Source organism: Tenacibaculum todarodis, from assembly GCF_001889045.1.
In the GTDB taxonomy this organism is placed as follows: Bacteria; Bacteroidota; Bacteroidia; order Flavobacteriales; family Flavobacteriaceae; genus Polaribacter; species Polaribacter todarodis.
On the sequence record NZ_CP018155.1, the window covers coordinates 1,384,064 to 1,410,821 of the forward strand.

25 protein-coding genes are annotated in these 26,758 nt (G+C 31.8%); 11 read left to right on the plus strand and 14 right to left on the minus strand.

Annotated features, from left to right (window positions below):
- Position 1: 1 nt before the first annotated feature.
- The 11 genes from LPB136_RS06305 to hemA all read right to left on the minus strand — a co-directional run bounded on the left by LPB136_RS06305 (position 2) and on the right by hemA (position 11,057).
- Positions 2-733, minus strand: coding sequence for a DUF6263 family protein (locus tag LPB136_RS06305; RefSeq protein WP_072555308.1), 732 nt, complete (start codon positions 731-733; stop codon positions 2-4).
- A 94-nt stretch (positions 734-827) separates the two neighbouring features.
- The gene (locus LPB136_RS06310; protein ID WP_072555309.1) at positions 828-2,144 is read right to left on the minus strand and encodes a dihydrolipoamide acetyltransferase family protein; all 1,317 of its coding nucleotides are present in this window, start codon (positions 2,142-2,144) and stop codon (positions 828-830) included.
- A 173-nt stretch (positions 2,145-2,317) separates the two neighbouring features.
- Positions 2,318-3,220, minus strand: coding sequence for an oxygen-dependent coproporphyrinogen oxidase (gene hemF, locus LPB136_RS06315; protein ID WP_072555310.1), 903 nt, complete (start codon positions 3,218-3,220; stop codon positions 2,318-2,320).
- Positions 3,201-3,956 (minus strand): EI24 domain-containing protein, encoded by a 756-nt coding sequence (locus tag LPB136_RS06320; RefSeq protein WP_072555311.1) that lies wholly within the window; start codon positions 3,954-3,956, stop codon positions 3,201-3,203. Before LPB136_RS06320 ends, hemF begins: the two co-directional genes overlap by 20 nt.
- Positions 3,957-3,961: 5 nt before the next feature.
- Positions 3,962-4,306: a 5-carboxymethyl-2-hydroxymuconate Delta-isomerase gene (locus tag LPB136_RS06325; protein WP_072555312.1), complete on the minus strand. Its 345-nt coding sequence runs from the start codon at positions 4,304-4,306 to the stop codon at positions 3,962-3,964.
- 149 nt (positions 4,307-4,455) lie between these two features.
- Positions 4,456-5,487 carry a uroporphyrinogen decarboxylase gene (gene hemE, locus LPB136_RS06330; protein ID WP_072555313.1) on the minus strand — a complete coding sequence of 344 codons (1,032 nt, stop codon included), beginning with the start codon at positions 5,485-5,487 and terminating at the stop codon, positions 4,456-4,458.
- Positions 5,488-5,557: 70 nt separating this feature from the next.
- On the minus strand, positions 5,558-6,847 hold the full coding sequence (gene hemL / locus LPB136_RS06335; protein ID WP_072555314.1) for a glutamate-1-semialdehyde 2,1-aminomutase: 1,290 nt from the start codon (positions 6,845-6,847) through the stop codon (positions 5,558-5,560).
- Positions 6,848-6,850: 3 nt separating this feature from the next.
- Positions 6,851-7,186 (minus strand): hypothetical protein, encoded by a 336-nt coding sequence (locus tag LPB136_RS06340; protein WP_072555315.1) that lies wholly within the window; start codon positions 7,184-7,186, stop codon positions 6,851-6,853.
- Between the two features lie 3 nt (positions 7,187-7,189).
- Positions 7,190-8,152 (minus strand): porphobilinogen synthase, encoded by a 963-nt coding sequence (hemB, locus tag LPB136_RS06345; RefSeq protein WP_072555316.1) that lies wholly within the window; start codon positions 8,150-8,152, stop codon positions 7,190-7,192.
- Between the two features lie 70 nt (positions 8,153-8,222).
- Positions 8,223-9,809 carry a hydroxymethylbilane synthase gene (hemC, locus tag LPB136_RS06350; protein ID WP_072555317.1) on the minus strand — a complete coding sequence of 529 codons (1,587 nt, stop codon included), beginning with the start codon at positions 9,807-9,809 and terminating at the stop codon, positions 8,223-8,225.
- 6 nt (positions 9,810-9,815) lie between these two features.
- A complete protein-coding gene (hemA, locus tag LPB136_RS06355) occupies positions 9,816-11,057 on the minus strand; it encodes a glutamyl-tRNA reductase (RefSeq protein WP_072555318.1) in 1,242 nt (413 codons plus the stop codon).
- 207 nt (positions 11,058-11,264) lie between these two features.
- On the opposite strand from hemA, the gene LPB136_RS06360 reads away from it, so the two are divergent.
- From LPB136_RS06360 to LPB136_RS06375, 4 genes are all read left to right on the plus strand, one after another.
- Entirely contained in the window at positions 11,265-12,152 is an 888-nt protein-coding gene (locus LPB136_RS06360) for a helix-turn-helix domain-containing protein (protein WP_072555319.1), read from the plus strand.
- Positions 12,153-12,662, plus strand: a complete 510-nt coding sequence (locus LPB136_RS06365) for a TrmH family RNA methyltransferase (RefSeq protein ID WP_072555320.1) — start codon at positions 12,153-12,155, stop codon at positions 12,660-12,662.
- A gap of 146 nt (positions 12,663-12,808) precedes the next feature.
- Entirely contained in the window at positions 12,809-13,831 is a 1,023-nt protein-coding gene (gene hemH, locus LPB136_RS06370; RefSeq protein WP_072555321.1) for a ferrochelatase, read from the plus strand.
- A 204-nt stretch (positions 13,832-14,035) separates the two neighbouring features.
- Positions 14,036-14,629 (plus strand): CopD family protein, encoded by a 594-nt coding sequence (locus LPB136_RS06375; RefSeq protein WP_072555322.1) that lies wholly within the window; start codon positions 14,036-14,038, stop codon positions 14,627-14,629.
- A gap of 388 nt (positions 14,630-15,017) precedes the next feature.
- Here the strand turns inward: LPB136_RS06375 and recR are convergent, their stop codons facing one another.
- Positions 15,018-15,635, minus strand: coding sequence for a recombination mediator RecR (gene recR, locus LPB136_RS06380; RefSeq protein ID WP_072555323.1), 618 nt, complete (start codon positions 15,633-15,635; stop codon positions 15,018-15,020).
- A gap of 151 nt (positions 15,636-15,786) precedes the next feature.
- Here recR and LPB136_RS06385 point away from each other — a divergent pair, with 151 nt between their 5' ends.
- From LPB136_RS06385 to LPB136_RS06395, 3 genes are read left to right on the plus strand one after another with little or no spacing between them, the layout of a single operon-like run.
- Positions 15,787-17,226: a sodium:solute symporter gene (locus tag LPB136_RS06385; RefSeq protein ID WP_072555324.1), complete on the plus strand. Its 1,440-nt coding sequence runs from the start codon at positions 15,787-15,789 to the stop codon at positions 17,224-17,226.
- 51 nt (positions 17,227-17,277) lie between these two features.
- The gene (locus LPB136_RS06390) at positions 17,278-18,351 is read left to right on the plus strand and encodes an NADH:flavin oxidoreductase (RefSeq protein ID WP_072555325.1); all 1,074 of its coding nucleotides are present in this window, start codon (positions 17,278-17,280) and stop codon (positions 18,349-18,351) included.
- A 28-nt stretch (positions 18,352-18,379) separates the two neighbouring features.
- Positions 18,380-19,567: a BaiN/RdsA family NAD(P)/FAD-dependent oxidoreductase gene (locus tag LPB136_RS06395; protein ID WP_072555326.1), complete on the plus strand. Its 1,188-nt coding sequence runs from the start codon at positions 18,380-18,382 to the stop codon at positions 19,565-19,567.
- Here LPB136_RS06395 and LPB136_RS06400 read toward each other — a convergent pair.
- Positions 19,560-21,443: a B12-binding domain-containing radical SAM protein gene (locus LPB136_RS06400; RefSeq protein ID WP_072555327.1), complete on the minus strand. Its 1,884-nt coding sequence runs from the start codon at positions 21,441-21,443 to the stop codon at positions 19,560-19,562. The two genes, LPB136_RS06395 and LPB136_RS06400, sit on opposite strands and share 8 nt — an antisense overlap.
- Positions 21,444-21,644: 201 nt before the next feature.
- Here LPB136_RS06400 and pdxH point away from each other — a divergent pair, with 201 nt between their 5' ends.
- From pdxH to LPB136_RS06420, 4 genes are all read left to right on the plus strand, one after another.
- A complete protein-coding gene (gene pdxH, locus LPB136_RS06405) occupies positions 21,645-22,292 on the plus strand; it encodes a pyridoxamine 5'-phosphate oxidase (protein ID WP_072555328.1) in 648 nt (215 codons plus the stop codon).
- A gap of 33 nt (positions 22,293-22,325) precedes the next feature.
- The gene (locus LPB136_RS06410) at positions 22,326-22,814 is read left to right on the plus strand and encodes a SixA phosphatase family protein (protein WP_072555329.1); all 489 of its coding nucleotides are present in this window, start codon (positions 22,326-22,328) and stop codon (positions 22,812-22,814) included.
- A gap of 1 nt (position 22,815) precedes the next feature.
- The gene (locus tag LPB136_RS06415) at positions 22,816-23,712 is read left to right on the plus strand and encodes a Ppx/GppA phosphatase family protein (protein ID WP_072555330.1); all 897 of its coding nucleotides are present in this window, start codon (positions 22,816-22,818) and stop codon (positions 23,710-23,712) included.
- Between the two features lie 131 nt (positions 23,713-23,843).
- Positions 23,844-25,793: an OmpA family protein gene (locus LPB136_RS06420; protein ID WP_072555331.1), complete on the plus strand. Its 1,950-nt coding sequence runs from the start codon at positions 23,844-23,846 to the stop codon at positions 25,791-25,793.
- Positions 25,794-26,230: 437 nt separating this feature from the next.
- Here the strand turns inward: LPB136_RS06420 and LPB136_RS06425 are convergent, their stop codons facing one another.
- The gene (locus LPB136_RS06425; protein WP_158009612.1) at positions 26,231-26,731 is read right to left on the minus strand and encodes a thioredoxin family protein; all 501 of its coding nucleotides are present in this window, start codon (positions 26,729-26,731) and stop codon (positions 26,231-26,233) included.
- Positions 26,732-26,758: the final 27 nt, after the last annotated feature.

Sequence of the window (26,758 nt, forward strand, 5' to 3'; positions counted from 1 at the left end):
ATTAGATTTTTTCCATAGTTAACTCAATACCAACCTTCACCTCTTGACCACCAGCATTAATATTATTGTTAATTAATGATTTTAATAAAGCTCCACTAGCCCTATCAATTTCTACAGAACCACTTGTTGCTGTTCCTGTTGCTTGTCCAGTTACATTTCCTGTTAATGTTAATACAACTTTCTCTGAAGTGATAGAAGTTACCTTATATTCTATTACGTTTTTTAAACCCTGTTGCGCTGTTTCATCTATCCAAGTATCACCTACTTTTACAGGTTTTTCAGGAAAAACTACATTAAACTGATTCTTAAACTGAGCTGTCATTGGGCTATCTGGAGTTACTTTAACATCCATCACTTTTCCATGTACATTACTTTTGGTAGTAATAATCATTTGCAACATAGGTGACATTTGCTGTTTCAACATTAAACCTATTTCATCTAACTCAGAGTCTTCTTTAGATGAATCAAACGACACTGGGAAAAGTCCAATATCCGTATCAATTTTCATTTTATCGATCTTTGTTTCAGAAGTAAAAAGATCATTAGAAACATCTGTAATTTTTGAAATCATATCAATATTAGTAGCTTTCATGCCAACTGATGAATCTAAAGTTTGCTTCATTTTAAAAGCATATTTATCCCCTTTATTATACTTTAAACGTAATAAAACAGATTCTTGAGCAAATGTTAATGATGAAGCAATAACTAACACTAAAATTAAAAACTTTTTCATTTCTGTATAATTAAATTTATTTACTGTAAATATAATCGATTAAACTAAAAAAGCTCGCAAATTGCGAGCGTTTTATATCTATATTTTATATTTCCTAAAAATCTTGATTCATATCCCAAGCTTCTAAAGTTTCTTTAAGTGTTTTAATAAACATTCCTCCCAAAGCACCGTTTACAACTCTATGATCGTAAGAGTGAGAAACAAACATTTTTTGTCTGATTCCAATAAAATCTCCATCAGGTGTTTCAATTACAGCTGGCACTTTTCTTATAGCTCCTAAAGCTAAAATTGCTACTTGTGGCTGATTGATAATTGGTGTTCCCATTACAGAACCAAAACTACCTACATTTGTAACAGTATATGTTCCTCCTTGAATTTCATCTGGCTTTAATTGATTATTTCTTGCTCTTCCTGCTAAATCATTTACAGCTTTTGTCATTCCAACCAAGTTTAATTGATCTGCATTTTTAATAACAGGAACAATTAAATTTCCGTCTGGTAAAGCTGCAGCCATACCAAGGTTTATATTTTTCTTTTTAATAATTGTATCACCATTTAAAGCAATATTTATTAAAGGATATTTTTTAATAGTTGATGCAACAGCATGCATTAAAATTGGTGTAAAAGTAAGCTTTTCTCCTTCTCTTTTTAAGAAAGCATCTTTTACTTTTCCTCTCCATTTTACAATATTAGTTACATCTATCTCAATAAAAGATTGTACATGTGCAGAAGTTTGAACAGAATCTACCATGTGTTTCGCAATAAGTTTCCCCATACGAGACATTTCTATAACCTCATCTTCTCCGTTTACAGAAACTGGCGCAGCTTTTGGAGTATTTTTTTCAACCTTTTTGGGTTGAGATTTCTCGACTGTACTCGAAATGACAGGAGCATTTCCTCTATTTCCTAAATAAGATAATATATCTTCTTTTGTAACTCTTCCATCTTTTCCAGAACCAGCAATAGTTTCTAATTCCGCCATAGAAACTCCTTCTGTTTGTGCAATATTTCTTACTAATGGAGAATAAAACTTTCCACTTTCAGAAGTTTTAGAAATTGGAGTGGCAACAGTTTCTTTAGCAATTTCAACACTTTTGGCTGCTTCTGTAACTGCAGCTACCGGAGCAACTTCAGCTTTAACAACAGGAGCTGAAACTTCTACACTTCCACCTTCAGTTTCTATTACCGCAATGGTATCTCCAACATTAACAACCGAATCTTTATCGAATAAAATTTCTACAAGTGTTCCTTCTACTTCACTTGGCACTTCACTATCTACTTTATCTGTAGCAATTTCTACAACTGCTTCATCTAATTCAATAGTATCACCAACCTCTTTTAACCAAGAAGTAATAGTTGCTTCTGCAACACTTTCACCCATTTTAGGTAACTTTAATTCGAATCTTGCCATAGTAAGTCTGTTTTAACGAGAACAAAAGTACAAAATACTACGGATTTTTTCATCTTTTTATTGATGAAAATTTTTACACATATTTGCACTATTCGTAAAAAACAAAGCCAAAAATCAACTATAAAACAAATAACGTTGATTTTTGGCTTTAAAATTATATTTTCAATAATTAACTACACCCAATCTTTAGGTTTAGCTAACACTTTTAATAATTTATTTTCTTCAGAATCTTCTTTTGGATGATGATTGTAAACCCATTGTACTGTTGGCGGCAAACTCATTAGAATACTTTCAATACGTCCGTTTGTTTTTAACCCAAATAAAGTTCCTCTATCATGTACTAAATTGAATTCTACATAACGACCTCTTCTAACTTCTTGCCAATCTTTATGCTCTTTGGTAAATTCAATTTCTTTTCTTTTTTCAACAATAGGTACATAACTTTCTAAAAAACTGTTTCCTACTTCTGTTACAAAATTATATCTATCTTGAATTGAAAATTCTTCAGTTTCTTTTAAATAATCAAAGAACAAACCTCCTATTCCACGAGCTTCATTTCTATGTTTATTCCAAAAATAATTATCGCACGTTTCTTTAAACTTCGGATAAAATTCTGAATTATGTTTGTCGCAAACCGTTTTACAAACTGTATGAAAATGTGTTGCATCTTCTTCAAATAAATAATACGGCGTTAAATCTTGTCCGCCACCAAACCATTGTGTAACAATGTTTCCTGCTTCATCATACATTTCAAAATAACGCCAATTTGCATGTACCGTTGGAATGAACGGATTTGTTGGGTGCAAGACTAAACTTAATCCACAAGCAAAGAAATTTCCTTCTTTTACGCCAAACTGTTTTCTTAATGCTTCTGGTAATTCCCCAAAAACTTTAGAAATATTTACGCCACCTTTTTCAAAAATGTTTCCATTTTCTATAACGCGTGTTCTTCCTCCTCCACCTTCAGCACGTTTCCAATTGTCTTCTTGAAACGTAGCTTTCCCATCAACTTTTTCTAATGTTGAAGTTATGGTGTCTTGTAATTCTTGTATGTATTTAAAAAACTGTTCTTTCATTTTGTTTATTTAACAATGCTACTGTTTTTACGGATGCTGCTGTTACCGATAACGGTAAAACAATTATAATTCCTACAACCGGAATTAATAAACACAGCATAAAAACAATTCCGTTTCCAATAGAAACACCTTTATTATTACCAACAAAGTTGATACTTTCTTTATAATCTAAATGCCTTTCTAACGTATAATCCATGTTTCCAAAACCTGCATAATATGACTGAATCAAAAACAATAAAACGGTAGAAAATATATTTACAACAGGAATAAACTTTAGTAATAAAATTGGTAATGTAATTAACAACTCTTTACCTAAATTTCTAAAATTGATTCTAATTGCTCTCCATAATTGCTCTTGAAAAGACGTTTTTCTATGATTATGGTTTAACTTTCCATTGAAATGAATTTCAATTTTTTCGGAAACCGGACTCATAAATGGCGCAGATAATGCTAAAATAATGTGTTTGTATAAGATTAATCCGATAACTAAAACAAAGATTCCACCAATAAATGAGGTGATTGTTGTTATGGTTTCTTTACCCCAATCCCAAATCCAGATTTTGGCTAAGAAGACACCAATATTATCTGATAATCCATACGCAGTAAAACCAACAATGGTTGCTGTTAAAACGCTAATTAAAATTGGGATTGCAAAATATTTCCAGAGTTTTAGTTTAGATATTAAACTAAATGCGCCAGTGTAGGCTTTAATTCCGCTTAAAATATTTTGTATCATTTTAATTAAATCATGTTTTTATTACAATAGGTAGCTTTCTCGAAATCTCTTATGTTTATTGAGATAATTGGCACTTCTGGAAATAACTCATTCAGTTTAGTAACAATTTGTTTAGACAAATTTGCTTTTTGAGCTTCTGTTCTTCCTTCCATTATATTTGCAAAAACATGTATAAAATCGGAATTACCTCCTTGTACCAAAGAATGCTTAAAAGGATTCATGCGCACTTTTATATCATTTCTACCAAATAAACCAGTTTCGAAAGCGGTTTCAAAAACGGCTTCTATTACTTTTTGTGGATCTTGAATTTCAAGAATTGGTTCTGAACAATCTAATATAAAATGTGGCATCTTAGTTTCTTTTTATTCCTAAATTTCTTTATCTCACAGACTCCGTCCGCGTTAGCGATTGAAATGGCATCCTTTTTGCTTTTTCTGCAAAAAGATATAATGGAAAGCGCGACCACGCTTTTTTGCGTGGTAACGCCCAAATTATTATTTTAAGACGGACTCTTGTATTCTTTTACAGCGTCAATAAACGCCTTGGCATTGTCTAACGGAATGTTTGGTAAAATACCGTGACCCAAGTTTACAATGTACTTGTCTTTACCAAATTCGTTGATCATTTGGGTTACCATTTTCTTGATTTCCGCAGGTGGCGAAAACAATCTTGTTGGGTCAAAATTACCTTGTAATGTAATATTTCCACCAGATAAATAACGAGCATTTCTCGCTGAACACGTCCAATCTACACCTAAAGCCGAAGCTCCTGATTTTGCCATAGTATCTAAGGCAAACCAACATCCTTTTCCGAATGCAATTACGGGTGCTTCATCTTTTAAAGCATCGATAATTTGCTGAATATATTGCCAAGAGAATTCTTGATAATCTACTGGAGATAACATTCCTCCCCAAGAATCAAAAACCTGAACAGCATTAACTCCTGCTGCAACTTTTGCTTTTAAATAAGCAATTGTTGTGTCTGTAATTTTTTGTAATAATTGATGCGCAGCAATTGGATTTGTAAAACAAAACTGCTTTGCTTTATCAAAGTTTTTAGAACCCTGACCTTGCACACAGTAGCATAAAATTGTCCATGGAGAACCTGCAAAACCAATTAAAGGAACCTCGTCATTTAATTTTTCTTTTGTTGCTTTTATGGCATCCATTACATACCCTAAAGTATCTTGTATATCTGGAACAATAACTGAATCTAAATCTTTTTGAGAACGGATAGGGTTTGGTAAATAAGGCCCAAAATCTGGTTTCATTTCCACATGAATATTCATTGCTTGTGGAATTACCAAAATGTCTGAAAAAAGAATTGCAGCGTCCATTCCGTATCTTCGGATTGGTTGTACCGTAATTTCTGAGGCTAATTCTGGAGTTTGGCATCGTGTAAAGAAATCGTATTTCTTTTTGATTTCCATGAACTCTGGTAAATATCTTCCTGCTTGACGCATCATCCAAACTGGTGGACGGTCTACAGTTTCTCCCTTTAATGCTCTTAAAAATAAATCGTTTTTTATCATGATATAGCTTTTGGCTATTGGCTTTTAGCTTTTGGCTTTGGCTTTTAGCTATTCTTTATTGTATGTTTTTTTACATTTTTGATACAGCTAACATCGCCATATCAATTGCTTTACTTATTTTTTGAATATCTTTTTCTGTTAAAGCTGATGATAAAAACCATGCTTCAAACTGAGATGGAGGTAAAAACACACCATTTTTGATCATTTCCCAAAAGAATACTGCAAATTTCTCTGTATCTGAAGTTTGTGCTTCATCGAAATTTGTAACATTTACTTTTGTGAAAAACGGATTTATCATAGAACCGAATCTATTTACAACCAAATCAATATTATATTTCTTAGCAGTTTCTAAAAGAATTACTTCTAAAATCCCTCCTATTTCTTCGAACTTTTTATATGGATTTTGTTTCTTCAATTCCGTTAAAGTTGCGATTCCGCCAGCCATTGCAATTGGATTTCCACTTAACGTTCCTGCTTGATACATTCCGCCTAATGGCGCAACTTCTTGCATAATTTCTTCTCTTGCTCCATACGCTCCAACTGGAAAACCTCCACCAATTACCTTACCTAAACAAGTAATATCTGCTTCAACGCCCAATAATTCTTGTGCGCCACCAAATTTAGAACGAAAACCTGTCATAACCTCATCAGCAATTAACAATGCTCCTTTTGTTTCTAAATAATCTTTTAATTCTTTTAAGAAATTGTTCTGCGGAATTACAACGCCCATATTTCCACCAATTGGCTCAATAATTACACCAGCAATATTATCATCTCCTTCAAAATGTTTTTTTACACTTTCTAAATTATTGTATTCTGCAATTAATGTATTTTTTACAGCGCCTTCTGGAACTCCTTTTGAACCTGGTAAACTTAACGTTGCTAAACCAGAACCTGCTGCAACCAACAATGCATCTTGATGACCATGGTAACAACCTGCAAATTTTATAATTTTATCTTTTCCAGTGAATGCTCTTGCTAAACGTATTCCGCTTAAAACAGCTTCTGTACCAGAATTTACAAAACGGACTTTATCCATTCCCGGAAAAGCATCACAAACTATTTTTGCTAATTTGATTTCGTTTTCTGTAGAAGCTCCAAAAGAGTATCCACTTTTTAAGGCTTTTTCAACTCCTTTTTGCACTTTTTTATGTCTATGACCTAAGATCATTGGTCCGTAAGACAATACTAAATCTACATATTTGTTTCCATCAACATCTGTAATTTTAGTTCCTTTTGCTTTTTTGATAAACAACGGATTTCCACCAACTGATGAAAATGCTCTTACGGGAGAATTTACCGCTCCAACAAGGTTTACCAATCCTTTTTTATATAATTTTTCTGATTTTTTGAAACTCATCAATTACCTTTTTACTAAATATGAATTAAAAGTTTTAGAAGCACTCATTTGCTGTTGCCAAAATAAAAGAGGAATAATTGCGCCTAAAGTTCCAATAGCTCCAAAAAACATCCACATAATAGCAGTAGCAACAACTCCTAAAACTAAGCCTATTAATATCATCGTTTTATTTGGTTCTCCTTTTATATCATTGACGTGAACTTTTTCAATATTGCCACAGTTTTGGCAATTTATTTGAAATTCAGTTCCTTTTTCCATTTGTAAATCTGGTCTTGTTACAGAACTTGATTTAATGACAATATCATCTTTACAAGATTTACAATGTTTATATAAATTCATAATTTATCTATTTAAAACTTTTGCCGCTTCCTTAGCAAAATAAGTAATAATAATATCAGCTCCTGCTCTTTTCATAGACAGTAAACTTTCCATCATTACTTTTTCTCCATCAATCCAACCTTTTTCTGCGGCAGCTTTTATCATTGAATATTCTCCACTTACGTTGTAACACGCAATTGGCCTGTCAAAATTATTTTTTAAATCTCTAATAATATCTAAATAAGACATTGCTGGTTTTACCATTAAAATATCGGCTCCTTCTTGATCGTCAAAAGTTGCTTCGCGCATTCCTTCGTCTCTATTTGCTGGATCCATTTGATAGGTTCTTCTGTCTCCAAAACTTGGCGCAGAATCTACCGCTTCTCTAAATGGTCCGTAAAATGCTGATGAATATTTAACAGAATAGCCCATAATTGGCAAGTTTGCAAAACCTGAATTGTCTAAAGATTGACGCATCATATCAATTGTTCCGTCCATCATTCCTGAAGGCGCAACCATATCTGCTCCTGCTTTAGCATGGGAAATAGTTTGCTTTGCAAGGTTTACTAATGTTGCATCATTATCAACATCATTGTTATGAATAACACCACAATGTCCATGACTTGTATATTCACAAAAACAAACATCAGTTATTACATATAAACCTGGATAATTTTTCTTGATAAAACGGATTGCTTGTTGCATAACTCCGTTATCGTTCCAAGTTTCGGTTCCTTCTTCGTCTTTCTTTGAAGGGATTCCAAATAATAAAACCGCTGGAATATTTAATTCAACAACCTCATCTAATTCCTTAGAAATTCTATCCAAAGAATATCTTTTTATTCCTGGCATTGAAGTTATTTCTGATTCAACATTTTCTCCTTCTTCAATAAAAAGTGGATACACAAAATCGTCTACAGAAAGTTTAGTTTCTTGAACTAACCTTCTTATACCTGCTGTTTTTCTAAGTCTTCTTGTTCTGAACATATAATTTCAATTTGTCAGTTCGAGCGCAGTCGAGAACTCATTAACCTCTCGACTGCGCTCGAGGAGACATTTATTTCTTTACAAAATGTAAATTCACCATTTCAATTACACTCTCAACTGTTGGCAGATTAGCCACTTGCACGTTTTCAAAATGTTTTCTTGCTTCTTTTGCTGTACTTTCTCCAATACAAAAAGCTACTTTATTAGCTTTATTTTCTTGCAAATAACTCTCTACAGTAGATGGACTGTAAAATAAAACTCCGTTTACAGAATCATCAACTATTGTTGGGCTAAACATTGTTTTGTACGCTTCTACTTCGTTGACTCTAATTCCGTTTTCAGTTAAAACTGTTGGTAACGTATCTAAACGTAAATCGCTACAGAAATAGGTAACTTTTTGTTCTGGAATTTCCAAAGAAAGATACTCTGCTAACTTTGCGGCATTTCTTGCGGCATGTTTAACTTTACCTATTCTTTGTTCTATTAATTTCTTAGTTCTACGGCCAACACAGTAAATGTTTTTAAACTGTAACTCATCCGAAGTAAAAGAATTTAAAATAGATTCTACACCATTTTTACTTGTAAAAATCACGTTTTTAATTTCGTCTTTTACTGTTTTTGGCGGAATTCTATTAAAACGTATTTTAATGAAATCGCTACTTTCAACTTTCATAGAAGTTGGCAATAAATTCTTTTGAATTTCTGATAAAGATTTTGTTGAATATACTGAAAATTCTTTTTCAATATCTTCATCTTCAAGCATTAATTCTTTTCCGCCACGATTAATAATATAATCGGCACAATCTTTTGCTAAATAACGATGACGACCAACTTTACCCGTTTTATTAACTGATAATTTTTTGGTTCCGTCTCTACTTAATAAAACACCTTTAAAGTTTATTTCTTCGGTTTTTTCATCAATATAAGCCAAAGCTCCTATTGGCGCTGTACAACCGCCTTCCAATAAGTTTAAGAATTCGCGCTCAATACCAGTACAAACTTGTGTCTCGTAGTGATTTAATTGCTCGCATGCGTCTTTTATATAATCGTCTTCATTTAAGGCAGTAATCATAATTACACCTTGTGCTGGCGCAGGAATCATCCAAGATAGATTAACTGCTCCGCCTGGTCTTTTTCCTATTCTTTCTAATCCGGCAGCTGCAAAAACAGCTCCGTTCCAATCGTTATTTTCTAATTTTTCTAAACGTGTATTTACATTTCCTCTTAAATCAACAACTTTATGCGTTGGATATCGATTTAACCACATTGCTTTTCTACGCAAACTCCCAGTTGCAATAACGCCATTTGGCTGCCCAAAAAACTCTTCGTTGTCTTTTAAAACTAAAATATCGTTGTAATTTGCGCGTTTTAAAACGGCAGCTTGAATAATTCCTTCAGGTAAAACTGTTGGAACATCTTTCATTGAGTGAACAGCAATATCAATATCGCCATTTAACATTGCAATGTCTAAATTTTTGGTGAAAATCCCTGTAATACCAAGTTCATACAAAGGTTTATCTAAAACGATATCTCCTGTAGATTTTATCGGAACTATTTCGCATTTATACTCTAAAAATTCAAGTTGTTTACGAACTTTATTTGCTTGCCAAAGTGCTAATTCACTATCGCGAGTTCCTATTCTAATTGTTTTTTGCATGGTGTCTTAGTTGTTTCCAAAGATTTTCTGAATAACTTCTATACTATCTGTAACAGAAGTTTGTTCATCTTTTAAGTGTTTAACAAATTGCGTTGTGATTTTTTGAATCATACGCGATGTTAAAATTTCTGCCTGATCTTCATTAAAATTCTTAATCTTCTTTTTTTGAAAATTAATTTCATCTTTCTGAATTGTTTCAAGCGATTGCTTTAATGTATTTATTGCGGGTGTAAATCGGCGATGATTTAACCAAGCTGTAAATTCTTCTTTATGCTCGTCAATAATTTTTTCTGCGGAAGGAATTTCTGCTTGACGAATTGCCAACGTTTTATCAGTAATTTTAGATAATTCATCAACATTTACCAAAGAAACGCTGTTTAAATTAGCTACTTCTTTTGACACGTTTTCTGGCATCGACAAATCTAAAATTAAAATTTCTTTGCCTTCTGAAACATGCGCTGTAGTAATTGTTGGTTTATCGGCACCTGTAGAAACTATTAAAACGTCTGTATTTGCTACTTCTTCGTGTAAATTAGCATACGATGCTTTTTTAATTGAAGGATGTTCTTTTACAAATTCTGCTGCTTTTTCTTCAGTTCTATTAATTAACGTTACAGTTTTATTTTGCGTGTACTCGGCAAGATTTTTACAAGTATGTTTCCCCATTTTTCCTAATCCAAAAACTAAAATGTTTTTCAAATTAAAATCGGCAACATTTTCAATTATGTATTGAACCGCTGCATATGAAACCGATGTTGTTCCAGAACTCAACTTAGTTTCGTTCTTAACACGCTTACTTGCTTGCATAATATTATTTAGCAAACGTTCTAAATACGCATTGGTTGTTCCTAATTTTTTTGCTTGTTTAAAGGCTTGGCGTAATTGCCCAACAATTTCATAATCTCCTAAAATCTGGCTATCTAAACCTGTTCCCATTCTAAATAAATGCCTTACAGCGTCTTTATTTTTAGAAACATTAGAAACTTTTGCAAATTCATCTACATTTCCGTTAGAGTATTTACACAATAAATTTATCAATTGAAAAGGATGTTCTGCAAAACCAGTAATTTCTGTTCTATTACAAGTTGATAAAACTAAAATACCATCTACACCGCTCTGTTTAGCTTCTTCTAATAAGGCAATTTGATTCTCTTTAGACAAAGAAAATTTACCTCTTATTTGCGCATCGGCTTTTTTATAGCTGACACCAATATTGTATAGATTCGTATTCTTGTGATGGAAAGTCATTCAATAATTTCAAATATCGCTCAAAAGTAAAAAGAACAGCAAGAAAAAAGTATCGCTAAAAGAACTTTAAATGTCGTTTTTTGTTTTTTAGTTTATTTTATGATAAATATCATCTAAATGACTTATTTTTGCAATGAATTTAGCTATTTGAATGAATTTAATTTAGAACGAATCTAAATAAAATACTCTCTTTTAATATTTTTGATGATGCCAAAAAATGTCGCTCAGAGTCCTTTTGAAGAAATTAATCTCGAAAACGATTTTTTAGTCTTACACACTCAAAATGAGACTTCTAAAACTCGTCATTTAGAGAGAGATATTGATAGCACATTTATTCAATTACATTTTTGCATACGCGGAAACTTAAAATTTCATTTTAATAATGGTAATTATACCTTTGATGTTTTAGACAAACATTCAATTTTACTATACAATCCGCAACAAAAATTACCGATAAATTTAGAGATTTTACCAAAATCTACAATGGTTTCTTTATTAATATCGATAAAGAAATTCCATTCTTTATTCTCAAAGGAAGCAAGCTATATTCCTTTTTTGTCTGAAGAAAATAGCAATAGAAAATATTATGATGACAGTGTTATAAAACCAACCGTTTTAATAGTTTTGCAGCAAATTATTAATGCCAACATCAACAGTTCGATAAAAGATTTATACATAAAGGGAAAAATTTACGAATTGCTAAGTTTACATTTTCAGAAAGATGAAAACGTGGAAGGTGAATATTGTCCGTTTTTGGTTGATGAACGCGATGTTTTAAAAATAAGAAAAGCGAAAGAAATTATTATTTCAAGAATGGCAGAACCGCCAAGTTTACAAGAATTAGCAAACGAAATTGGTTTAAATTTAAAGAAGCTGAAAGAAGGTTTTAAGCAAATTTATGGAGATACGGTTTTCAGTTTTTTATTTGATTACAAAATGGAGCATTCAAAAAAACTTTTAGAAAGCAATCAATACAACGTAAATGAAGTTGGTTTACAAGTTGGTTACAGCACTTCGAGTCATTTTATTGCAGCGTTTAAAAAGAAATTTGGCACAACACCTAAACAGTATGTTTTATCATTACAAAATAGTTAGATGGAACAATTAACACATTACGACATAGAAAACACGCAACAACAATTCCCTATTACAATTGTTTGCGACGCAATTAGAACGCCAGAAAACATAGGTATGTGTTTTAGAATATCGGAAAGTTTTGGTGTGCAAAAAATTTATTTACATCAAGATTCTCCTTCAATCGAAAACAGAAAAGTTGCAAACACAGCAAGAAATACGGTAGCTCAGATTGAACATGAAATTTACACAGATTTTGAAGCTACCATCAACAAATTAAAAGACCAAGGAAACACAATTATTGGTATAGAAATTACTGATAAAAGCATAAATATTCAAGATTTTGATTTTGCTTCAAAAGAAAAAATCGTATTACTTTTGGGTAGCGAACGAAACGGAATAGAAAATATAAATTTAGTAGATGCAACGGTTGCGATACCAATGTTTGGGAGAAATTCGAGCATGAACGTAATACATAGTTTAGCGATTGCATTGTATGAAACTACAAATCAGTTAAGAAGCCCATCCTAACCTTCCCGAAGGGAAGGAATTGAGCAACTGAATGTATAAAGAATAAAATTCTGAAACTCTCGAAGCTTCAGTATATAATAACAAAATAAAAACCAGCAACCACCGCTGCAAGTTTCCTCCCTTTGGGAGGATTAAGGTGGGCTTTTATGAAAGGAGTTTTATTAGTAAACTTAGGATCGCCAAAAAGCACAGATCCAAAAGACGTAAAAAATTATTTAGGCGAATTCTTAATGGACGAACGCGTTATTGACGTTCCGTATTGGTTACGTTCTTTTATTGTAAAAGGAATTATTTTAAATACTCGACCAAAACAATCTGCCGCAGCGTATAAAAAAATATGGTGGAAAGATGGTTCTCCATTAATTGTTTTATCAGAAAGATTACAAAAGAAAGTGCAACAAAAAACAGAACTTCCTGTAGCTTTGGCTATGCGTTATGGAAATCCGAATTTAAAAAGCGGACTACAAGAACTGCATGACAAAGGTGTTACTGAGGTTATGTTAGTTCCATTGTATCCACAATTTGCAATGGCAACCACAGAAACTATTGTTGTTCTTGCTGAAGAGTTAAGAAAAGAATTCTTTCCTAAAATGAAAATTACTGATGTTCCTGCGTTTTACAACAAACCAGAATATATTTCTGCTTTATCAAACTCCATCAAAGATTATTTAGCGGATAAAGATTATGATCACGTATTGTTTTCGTACCACGGAGTTCCAGAACGTCATATTAGAAAATCAGATATTACAAAAAGTCATTGTAAACCTCATATTCCTGGTGAAGCGCCTTGTTGTAGTTCACCTTCTAAAGCACACGAATTTTGCTATAAACATCAATGTCTGCAAACCACAAAAAATGTAATTGAAGCATTAGGTTGGGATAAAAATAAAGTTTCAACTTCGTTTCAATCTCGTTTAGGTGTTGATCCTTGGTTGCAACCTTATACAGACAGAACTATTGTAAATAAAGCTGAAAAAGACGGCATTAAAAAGTTAGCAATTGTAACTCCTGCCTTTGTTTCGGATTGTTTAGAAACATTAGAAGAAATTGCCATGGAAGGAAAACATGAGTTTTTAGAAGCTGGTGGAGAAGAATTCCACACTGTTCCTTGTATTAATGACAATAACGAATGGGTTGATGTTTTAGCTGGATGGATTAATGAGTTTTAGTTAGAAGTTAGAAGTTAGAAGAAAAATAAAACTTCAAAGATCAAACGGACTGTCAGTTCGAGTGAATTTTTGAAGAATGAAAAAATTTGTATCGAGAACTATTTCAAAAGACTTCTCGATACAATTTCGAAGAAAAATCGAAATCACTCGAAGTGACACTGTGAAAAAATAATATTTCAATTTTTGAATCTTTAAATAAAAATTATGGATTTTTTATACGTAAAAGCATTACACATTATTTTTGTAGTAACTTGGTTTGCTGGTTTATTCTACATTGTTAGATTATTTATTTATCATGCAGAAGCAGAAAAAAAAGACGAACCTGCTAAAGAGATTTTACAAACACAATACAAATTAATGAGCAAACGTTTATGGTATATTATTACTTGGCCATCAGCAATTTTAGCGAGCTTTTTTGCCATTTGGATGCTTTGGAAAAACCCCATATATTTAGAAATGCCTTGGATGCACGTAAAACTTGCCTTTGTTTTAGGATTGTATTTTTATCATTTTGCTTGTCATAAAATCTTTAAACAATTACAAAATGATGAAATAAAATACACTGCTTTCAAACTACGAATTTGGAATGAAGTTGCAACCATAATTTTATTTGCAATTGTATTTTTAGTAACCCTAAAAAGCGCAATAAACTGGGTTTGGGGCGTAGTTGGAATTATTCTTTTTGGTACACTTATGATGATGAGTATTAAACTCTACAAAAAAGTAAGAGCTAAAAAATCTTGGGATAAATTGGAGAAAAAAATAATAGAGGAAGATAAAAATCAAGAATCTCTTTAAAAATCACTACAAACGGGCTATAAATTCGATATAAAAGATTTGTTTTTCGTTTATTTTTCAAAAAACCATTTTTTGTTAAAAACTTCAAGGGTTTTGTGAATAAGTACGGCTTTCTTTTTGGCACAATTGAACATACCTTTGAAATGAAAATAGTACTCAAATAGAGTACTATTTTTAAAAGGTAAAAATTGATTTGAATTTGTAGCCAATTTAAAAGATTCCAACCCTTTTAAATTAAATGAGCAAATCACTTGGTTATGTGTCCAAAGCTAATCACCTTTTTTTAAAAGTCGATTGTTACAGCAATCGGCTTTTTTATTTTTCAAATATATAACATTTTTAAAACTTGACAGAAAACTACAAAAGTAATGATGTCAAATAAAAAAATCTAACTCTTAATACTCTGTTCAAAAGGAATTCTATTAACAATACTTCGTCCTAAAGTAACCTCGTCTGCGTATTCTAATTCGTCACCAACGGAAATTCCACGTGCAATAGTAGACGTTATTACATCGTAACTTTCAATTTGTTTGTAAATATAAAAGTTGGTTGTATCGCCTTCCATAGTAGAACTTAGTGCAAAAATTAGTTCTTTAATTTCTCCTTCTTTTACTTTATGTACTAAAGACTCTATTTGTAAATTTTGAGGACCAATTCCTTCAATCGGAGAAATTTTTCCACCTAAAACATGGTACAAACCTCTAAATTGCGCTGTACTTTCAATTGCCATTACATCTCTAATATCTTCAACCACACAAACCAAAGAAGCATTTCTATTAGGATTGCTACAAATAGCACAAATAACTGTGTCTGAAATATTATGACATTTCTCACAAGAATTTACGTTTTCACGTAGTCCAGACAACGCTTCGGTTAAAAATTTTGTATTTTCTGAAGGTTGTTTTAGTAAATGCAACACCAAACGAAGCGCAGTTCTTTTACCTATTCCTGGTAAACGAGAAACTTCATTTACAGCATTTTCAAGAAGTTTTGAAGAAAAATCCATTTTACAAATTTAACTCATTAAAGAGAAAAGAATCAAGAAAAAGAGAAAAGAAAATTCAATACTCAAAAAGAAGTCTTTCTTCTTTTCTCTATATTCTATCTTCTAAAAAAAGTATCTTCGTACTTCAAAATTTTCAACTCGAAATAAAACAATGCAACCACTTCATATAATACTATTAATTGTAGCCTATTTTTCTGTATTAATTTTAATTTCTTACCTAACAGGAAAATCAGCAAATAACGAAACTTTTTTTAAAGCCAACAACTCGTCGCCTTGGTATTTAGTAGCTTTTGGTATGATTGGTGCTTCGCTTTCTGGCGTAACATTTATTTCCGTTCCTGGTTGGGTAGAAGCACAACAATTAAGTTATATGCAAATGGTTTTGGGTTATGTTGTTGGTTATGCAATTATTGGCTTGGTGCTACTTCCACTCTATTATCGATTAAATTTAACTTCAATTTACACCTATTTACAAGATAGATTTGGTAATTATTCCTATAAAACTGGAGCTTCATTCTTCTTATTATCAAGAACAATTGGCGCAGCTTTTAGACTATTTTTAGTTGCCAATGTTTTACAATTATTATTGTTTGATGCTTACGGAATTCCATTTTGGGTAACCGTAACCATTACCATTTTATTAATTTGGCTGTACACTTTTAAAGGCGGAATAAAAACTATAGTTTGGACAGACACATTACAAACGCTTTTTATGTTAATTGCAGTGGGAGTTTGTATTTATGTGATTTCTGATGAATTACAAATCTCAAATTTATTCAGTTATGTTGCCGATAGCGAATTGTCTAAAACCTTCTTTTTTGATGATTTTAAAGCCGGAAATTACTTTTGGAAACGCTTTTTCTCAGGTGCATTTATTGCCATTGTAATGACAGGTTTAGACCAAGATATGATGCAAAAAAACTTAACGTGCCGCAATTTAAAAGACGCTCAAAAAAACATGTTTTGGTTTACAATTGTTTTAGTAATTGTCAACTTTTTCTTTTTAGCTTTAGGTATTTTACTAACCGATTTTGCTCAAAAAAACGGAATAGACGCTCACAAAGATTTATTATTTCCAACCATTGCAGGTAAAGGTCATTTAGGTTTGGCGGCCGCATTGTTCTTTTTACTTGGTTTAATTGCCGCAGCATATTCAAGCGCAGATTCTGCTTTAACATCATTAACAACCTCTTTTTCTATTGATATTGTAGAGATTGATAAAAAGAAAGAAAAAAACGAACAAGAGAAAATTAGAAAGAAAATTCATGTAATATTTTCTTTTATTTTGATTGCTGTAATTCTAATTTTCAAATACTTTATTGCTGATGAAAGTGTGATTGCAAAAATATTCACGTTTGCGGGTTATACCTACGGACCTTTATTAGGTTTATATGCCTTCGGATTATTTACAAAACTGAAAGTTAAAGACAAATTAGTTCCAATCATCTGTATTTTATCACCGTTTATTGCCTACGGAATTAACGAAATTACCAAAACCAAATTTGGTTTCGATTTTGAGTTTTTTATTCTCGTCTTAAACGGTTTAATCACTTTTATTGGACTATATTTAATTAAATCCTCAAAGAATTAAACGCTATTAAGCTCTAATTTAAATTAACTTTTTAAAAAAACCTATTCTAATATGATAAAATCAAACACTCCAATTACTTTTCCATGTGGTGCAGTCATGAAAAACAAATTCATGTTAGCTCCTTTAACCAACCAACAAAGTCATGAAAACGGACAACTTTCTGATGATGAATTTAAGTGGTTAACTATGCGAGCAAAAGGAAATTTTGGTTTGGTTATGACTTGTGCTTCTCACGTTCAAGAAATTGGAAAAGGATTTCCAGGTCAGTTAGGTATTTTTAGCGATGTTTTAAATGAAGGTCATATAAAACTTTCTTCCGCTATAAAAGAACATGGAAGTTTAGCCGTAATTCAATTACATCATGCAGGAATGAGAACTCCTTCAGAATTAATTGGAGAAAATCCAGTTTGTCCTTCAGATAATGAAAAAACAAAAGCGCGTGCACTTACTTTAAATGAAGTAAAACAATTACGAGAAGATTTTATCAACGCAGCAATTAGAGCAAAAAAATGTGGTTATGATGGTGTTGAAGTTCATGGTGCGCACGGATATATTTTAACGCAATTTTTAAGTTCTGAAATAAATAAAAGAACCGATGAATATGGAGGTAACTTAACAAATAGAGCTCGGTTGTTATTTGAAATTGTTGAAGGAATTAGAGAACAATGTGGTAAAGAGTTTTTACTTGGTGTAAGATTGTCTCCAGAAAGATTTGGAATGGATATTGACGAAATAAAAACTGTTTGTCAAAATCTTGTAAATTTGAATAAAATTGATTTTTTAGATATTTCTTTATGGGATGTTTTTAAAATGCCACACGAAGAAAAATATCAAGAAATATCTTTACTCGAGCACTTTAAAAGTATCGACTTTAAAAATGTAAAATGGACAGTTGCTGGAAAAATAAGCAACGCTAAAGACGTTCAAAAAGTTTTAGACAACGATGTAGATTTTGTTTCTATTGGAACATCAGCAATTTTACATCATAATTTCCCTCAATTAGTTATTGAAAATCCAGATTTTAGTCCTGTTGAAGTTCCAATTTCTAAAGAACATCTTAAAAAAGAAGGACTAAGTGAAACTTTTATTACTTATTTAAAAAGATGGCCAGATTTTGTAAAATAAAAACGCATTTTAACAGATTTTATAAGTTGTGAAAAAATCGGTTTCAATTATTGGTGGCGGACCTTCCGCATTTTTACTTGCTTCTTTTTTAGACGAAGCAAAATTTACGGTTACTATTTATGAAAAAAACAAAACTGCAGGACGTAAGTTTTTAGTTGCCGGAAAAGGTGGATTTAACCTTACACATTCCGAAGATATTTCTACTTTTATTAAACGATATACGCCTTCTAATTTTCTAAAAAAAGCACTGTTAAATTTTACAAATGTTGATTTTAGAAATTGGTTAGCAGAAATAGGAATTCCAACTTTTATTGGAAGTAGCAAAAGAGTATATCCAAAAGAAGGCATTAAACCGATTGAAGTTTTAACTACAATTCTAAATCATCTTAAAAGCAAAAATGTAACTATTAAATACGAGCATATTTTTTCTGGTTGGAATTCCGACAATAACCCGATAATCAATAATGCTGCTGTTATTTCTGATTACACAGTTTTCTCTTTAGGAGGCGGAAGCTGGAAAGTTACTGGTTCCGATGGAAGTTGGCTAAATACATTTAAAGAAAAAGGTATTAAAACCATTCCTTTTGAAGCTTCAAATTGTGCCTATAAAATTGATTGGAAATCAGGTTTCATTCAACAAAACGAAGGAAAACCGTTAAAAAATATTGCTGTTTCTTGTGAAGATAAAACACAGAAAGGTGAAGCCGTTATTACTAAATTTGGATTGGAAGGAAATGCTATTTACGGATTAAGCCCGCAAATTAGAGAAGCATTAAATCAACATAAAAAAGCAACAATTTATATTGATTTAAAACCTGCTTTGTCGTTAGAAAATGTGCTTTCTAAAATGATGAGTTCAAATCAAAAAAATACTACGCAAATTTTAAAAAAAGAACTAAAATTAAGTTCCTCTCAAATTGATTTATTAAAAACAAATCTATCAAAAGAAACGTATTTAAATAACAGTTCTTTAGCTGAAAATATTAAAAATTTTCCATTAGAAATTATAGGTTTCAGTCCAATTGATGAAGCAATTTCTACCGTTGGCGGAATTGACCTAAAAGCAGTTAATGAAAACTTTGAAATCAACAATTTACCAAATCAGTTTTGTATTGGAGAAATGCTAAATTGGGATGCGCCAACTGGCGGTTATTTACTTCAGTTTTGTGTAAGTTCTGGTGTTTATTTAGCAGATTATCTAAATAAAATTAAGTAGTTTTTTTCTGCGGAATTCCAGCTTCTAAACAATTAGCAATTAAATTAGCTTCCAACGTTTTTTTAGGAACTTTAAAGTTGAAATATTCCTCTAACGGAATTTCAAAACCTTTATAGTTTAAGTAGTTATTCAAAGCTATATTTAATCCTTCACTAAACAAATGATGTTCCGCTCCTGTTGGATCTTCGTGATATAAATCGTTTTCTGCAAAACCTTTAAATTCTGGACCAACAATATTAATTTGAAATTCATCTGGATTTTTACCAACCGGACTGTGACTTGTACACGCAAATTGATGCCAAAATGCAGATTGAATACAATTATTTTGAAATAACTGACGTACAACCTCTAAAGAATCTATGGTTTCTTGTTCCGTTTCCGTAGGAAAACCAAACATTAAATAGGCATGCACCATTATATTTTCATCAGAAAAAGCTTTGGTAACTCTTGCAACTTGGGCAATATCTACGCCTTTTTTCATCTTTGCCAATAACCTATCCGAAGCAACTTCCAATCCACCAGTTACAGCAATACAACCCGATTTAGATAATAAAGCACATAATTCTGGTGTAAATGTTTTTTCAAACCTGATGTTTGTCCACCAAGTAATATAAATTTTACGCTCAATCAATTTATTTGCCAATGCTTTCAGCATTTTTGGTGGCGCAGCTTCATCAACAAAATGAAAACCTGTAATACCTGTTTCAGAAATTATTTTTTCAATTTTATTTACCAAATCATCAGCTGTGGTGTTTTGGTAATTACCAATATAATCTAAAGTTACATCGCAAAAAGAACATTGTTTCCAGTAGCAACCGTGAGAAATAGTGAGTTTATTCCACTTTCCGTCAGACCACATTCTGTGCATCGGATTCATTACATCTAAAAAAGATAAATATTTTTCCGTAGGCAAACCAACATAACTTGGCGCCGGTAAATTTTTATGATGAAAAATAGTGTTTGGTATTTTGTTCAAATAAACAACTTCATCATTTTTACAGATATAGGTTCTTTCTAAAGACTCCTCGCCTATTTTTCCTTCTAAAAATTCGGTAATTCGCAACAACGGACTTTCACCATCATCTAACGTAATAAAATCTACAAAATCGAAAATTCTTGGATCAGACAGTCGTCTTAATTCTGTGTTGCAATATCCGCCTCCCATTCCTATTTTAATGGTTGGATATTTTTGTTTTATATGCTGCGCACATCGCAAAGCGGAAAATAAATTTCCTGGAAAAGGCACAGTAAAACAGACCAAATCAAAATTGTCTTGTTGTAATTTTTCATCCAACAAATACAACATTTCATCTTCAATTAGAGTAGTTTCATATTGTAAACATTCCGCTAACTCATCAAAACTAGAAGCTGCGCTGGCAATTTGTTCCGCGTAGCGTGTAAAAGAGAAAAACTCATCTACGTTTGCTTTTATAAAATCGCCTAATTCTTCAACAAATAAAGTTGCAATATGTTTTGCTTTGTCTAAAATTCCTAATTTACCAAATTCTACACTTAAGTCTTTTTCTAACTTTATACGTCTATGTCCGTGTGGTAAAAAATCTTTGTGTACAATTTGATACGCTGCAGTAACTTCTTGCACACGTAAATAATTCATTACCGAATCTACCTTATTAATATAATCTTCCTTTTGATTCCAAACCAAAGGCAATTCTTTATTACCAAGCATTGCTGCTTGTTTAAAAATTGCATCAATAAATTCTTTGGTAAAAACTGCCGTAAACAACTCAATACTTAAATCCATTTGCGTTGTTTTCACATTTTTAGATTCTAAAAAACCTTTAATGTACGCAGTTGCGGGATACGCAGTATTTAATTGTGTAAAAGGAGGTGTTATTAATAGTGTGTTTATGGACATAAAATAGTAAAGTGCAAATATACTATCAGATTTATGGAACACCCATTTTAATTATAAAAAAATACGCTACAAGAAATAGTTTAGTTTGTTTCTAAAGGTATTTTTGGGTAACTTCGCTAACGTTGAATATCCACAATTAAAACAATGGATATTCTTTTACAGTTAGCGAACCATCTCCAAAATACCTTTTAAAATACAACAATGCCACAAGATTTAAGTAATCACAGAAAAACATATCAAAAACAAGAACTTTTAGAAAGTACTTGTCCAGAAAATCCGTTAGAATTATTTAGAAACTGGTTTATAAATGCAGACGAATCTGAAACTGTACATGAAGCCAATGCAATGACAGTTTCTTCCATTGGATTAGATGGTTTTCCGAAGAATAGAGTTGTTTTACTTAAAAAATATACTTGGGAAGGTTTTATATTCTACACAAATTATAATTCTGAAAAAGGAAAGGCTATTGCAGCCAACAACAATATCTGTTTATCTTTCTTTTGGGCTGGTTTGGAGCAACAAATTATCATCAAAGGTAGTGCAGAAAAACTAGCAGAAAATTTATCTGACGGTTATTTTGAATCTCGTCCAGACGGAAGCAAATTAGGTGCATTAGCTTCTAACCAAAGTGAAGTTGTAGCATCAAGAGAAGTTTTAGACAAGCAACTTTCCGAAGAAGAAAAAAAACATACTAACAAAGAAATATTAAGACCCAAACATTGGGGCGGTTTTTTAGTAAAGCCAATTTCTATTGAATTTTGGCAAGGACGCCCAAATAGAATGCACGATAGAATACGATATACGTTGCAAAAAGATTTTTCTTGGAAATTAGAAAGATTACAACCGTAATTTTTATATTTACACTTCACTTTTAAAGTTAAAATGAAAACACTTTACATTGTTCGTCACGCAAAATCTTCTTGGAGTTATGATAGCGTGCAAGATATTGATAGACCTTTAAAAGAGCGAGGCATTAATGACGCTCATTTGCTGTCTAAATTTTTAGCCTCAAAAATTAAAAGGCCAGATGTCTTTATTTCTAGTAGTGCTAATAGAGCATTACATACTTCTGTAATTTTTTGCGAAAACTTTAGCTATCCGTTATCTAATTTGCAAATTAAACGTCAATTATATAGTTTTAGCGATGGTTACTTGGTAAAAACCGTAAAAGCATTAGATGATAGTTTTGATAGTGCAATTATTTTTAGTCACGATCATGGAATAAATACATTTGTAAATAAATTTGGAAGCAAACCAATTGCACATGTTTCAACTTGTGGTGTTATTGCAATAGAATTTGAAGAAAAACATTGGAAAAACATAAAGAAAGGAACTACAACAATGGTAGAATTCCCAAAAAATCATAGATAGTTTGTTAGAAATAAAAAAATATGGCGCTATAGATATTGGATCAAATGCAGTTAGATTACTGGTTGCCAATGTTATTATTGAAAAAGGAAAAGAGCCTAAATTTAAAAAATCTGCCTTAATTCGTGTACCTATTCGTTTAGGTGCTGACGCTTTTGTTAACGGAAAAATTTCCGAAGAGAACACCATAAGAATGATTGATGCTATGGAAGCATTTAAACTTTTAATAAAAATCCATGGTGTAGAAAGATACAAAGCCTGTGCAACCTCAGCAATGAGAGAAGCTGAAAATGGACAAGATGTAGCAAAAAAGATTCTTAAAAAAACAGGAATTAAAATTGACATTATTAATGGTAAAGAAGAAGCTAGAATTATTTCTTCAACAGACCTAAAAGAACTAATACAAAGCGATAAATCTTACCTATATGTAGATGTTGGTGGCGGAAGTACAGAATTTACCGTTTTTACTGAAGGAAAAATAGTGAATTCTAAATCCTTTAAAATGGGTACAGTCCGTTTACTAAATAACACAAAATCAGAAAATAAAGTAAAATTTAAAAGTGTTGAAAAATGGATAAAAGAAAATACTAAAGATTTTAAAAGCATATCTTTAATAGGTTCAGGAGGAAATATCAATAAACTTTTTAAAATGTCTGGAAGGACAGAAGGAAACCCAATTTCTTACATTTATTTGAATGCCCAGTATCAATTCTTAAAAAAAATGTCCTATCAAGACAGAATAACTGAACTAAGTTTAAATCCAGATAGAGCAGATGTTATTGTTCCTGCAACCAAAATTTATCTCTCTGCAATGAAATGGAGTGGCGCTAGAAAAATATTTGTACCTAAAATTGGTCTTTCTGACGGAATAATTAAAAGCCTACACTACAATAAGTTATAACTTGTTTTTAAATAATATTAACAACTCTTTAACATTCTTTTTTAATTTACTATCTTTGACATGTGACTTTCACTAAAGATAGTGTGTCATACTAAGTAGAGAAAAATTAAATCAAAATCAAATCATTTATTATGAAAAAACTATTATTTTCTGGAGCATTATTAATGTTCGGATTTACGGTATCTGCACAGGACTTACCTACAAACGCAGAACCAGGAAAATGTTATGTACGCTGTAAAACTCCAGAAGTATGGAAAAATCAAGATGTTACTATCGAAGTAGCACCAGCATACAAAAGAATTGTTACGCATCCTGCACAATACAAAACTGTTACTGAAAGAGTATTAGTTGATGCTGGAGGTGAAAGTTTAGTTGTAGTACCTGCAACTTATGAAAACAGAGATGTTGTTGTTACAACTGACGAAGGTGGACAAAGTTTACGTAGAGTAGCTGCAAAAGCAACTACTTCTAAGCAAGTTGTAATGACTAGAGAAGCGTCTCAACGTTTAGTAACAGTACCTGCTAAATATGAAACTAGAGATGTTGTTATTACTTCTAAAGCAGCATACCAACGTTTAGTTGTTGTTCCTGCTACAATGAAAACTGTAACAGAAACTTTAGTAACTAAAGAAGCGTCTCAGCGTTTAGAGGTTGTACCTGCTAAATATGAAACTAGAGATGTTGTTGTTACTGTAAAAGAAGCTGGATCTCGTTTAGAGATTGTACCTGCTACTTACGAAATGAGAGATGTTGTTATTGTAACAAGAGAAGCTTCTCAACGTTTAACAGTAGTTCCTGCAACTTACGGAACAGAAACTTTATCTTATAGAAAAAAGGTTGAAGGAAACTCTTTAAGAGTTGTACCTGCATCTTTTGGTAGAGATAGTGAAACTATTGAAGTTAGAGCTGCATCTGCAAGATGGCAAATGAGCGAAAAAGCTCCTGATTGTGAGTCTTCTGACCCTAACGATTGTCGTTACTGGTGTTATAAAGAAGTTCCTGCACAATACACTACAGTTAACAAAACTGTTTTAAGTAATGATGCATCTGTATTAGCTAACGCTGGTAAATGTGCTGAAGGTTCTAACGACCCAAGTTGTTTTGCAACGTATACTAAGAGAGTTATGAAAACTCCTCCTACAACAAATGTAATTGCTATACCAGAAGTTACTAAAGTTGTTAAGAAGAGAGTTATGACTAACCCTCCATCAACTAGAACTATAGCAATTCCTGCTGTAACAAAAGTAATTAAGAAAACTGTAATGGTAACTCCTCCTACAACAAGAGTTGTTGCTATACCAGAACAAACTACTACAGTTAAAAGAACTGTTGTTGATACTCCAGCTACAACTAGAGTTGTTGATGTGCCTGCTGTAACTAAAGTAATTAAGAAAACTGTAATGGTAACTCCTCCAACAACGAGAGTTATTGAAATTCCTTCTGAAAGCACTTCAGTAACTGTTACTAATCCTGGAACTCCATCTACAACTACTGTAGCTTCTCCAGCTAAAACTAAAGTTTTTAAGAAGACTGTTATGGTAACTCCTCCAACTACAAGAGTTGTGAAGTCTGAGCCTAAATATTCTACAATCAGAAAGACTGTATTAGAAAAAGATGCTTATGAAGAAACTGTACCAGTTGCAGCTAAATATAAGACTGTAACTAAAGAAGTTTTAGTTTCTAAAGGAGGTTTAACTTCTTGGAAAACTGTTGATTGTGAGTTAGTAAACAACACTCCATTACCAATTAACTGGAACTTAGGAAGTTCAACTTTAACTCCAGCTGCTAAGCGTATTATTGATGCTCGTTTATTACCAGTATTAAATAGCGGTGTTGCTGTAGTAATTGAATCTCATACAGATTCTAGAGGTAACAAAACTAATAATCAAGTTTTATCTGAAAAGAGAGCTGGTTCAGTTGTAAAATACTTAATGTCTAAAGGTGTTAATGGAAGCCAATTAACTGCTAACGGTTTAGGTGAAAACAAATTAACTAACCGTTGTGCTGATGGTGTTTCTTGTTCTGAAAGAGAGCATGCAGCAAACAGAAGAACTACATTTAGAGTTGTAAACCAAAAGTAATTCTATATACTACGATTCACTCTAACAAGAGAATCAAATAAGAAAAACCCGAGCTTTGCTCGGGTTTTTTATTGCCTTAAAATTAAATTATAGTACTCATACTCTTTGTAAACGTTAACTAACTAACTAACTAACTAACTAACTAACTAACTAACTAACTAACTAACTAACTAACTATATAAGAAAGCCTATAGCTTTTAGCTATAAAAAGACTTAAACAGCTTAACTCCTATTCTATTTCTTTTTTAAATCAATAACAACATAGAACACATAAGTCTAAGCAAACTTTTATACATTGAGCTAAACCAAAACATATACACGAATAAAAGTCTCTCTATAATGCTTAAAACATTTAATACATTCTGTATATAACAGAAAAAAGCCTTAATGTTTAACATCAAGGCTTTTTTTTTATTTTTAATTTAATTATTTTATAACTAGAAAGCTCTTATAGCTTTGTCAAAAAACGGATAATAATATTCAGTCATATACATTCCTTGTTTTATACCTAATTCTTGCTCTTTTGAATTTACAATAAGCATTGTAGGAAATTTAGATTGACCAAAACGAGCTTGTATTTCTTCATTAATTTTTCTTGTTTTTTCTTCAACTAAATCTTTATTCCTAGGGAAATCTGCTTTATAAAGAACAAATTTATTAGTAGCATATTCTTGAAACTTTTCAGTTTTAAATAATTTTTTACCTAAAACTTTACAAGGGCCACACCAATCTGATCCAGTAAAATAAACTAATAACGGTTTATTTTCAGCTTTTGCTCTCTTTAGAGCATCATCGTAAGATTTTTCCCAATTAATTACAATTTCAGGTTCTAGTATTTCCTGAACTTCAATTACTTCTTGAGTATCCACAGATTCTTGCGCATTAGCAAAGCTAAAACCAAGAAATAAAATTAGGGAGGTAAGATATATTTTTCTCATAATAAATAATTTACGTTTACCAAATGT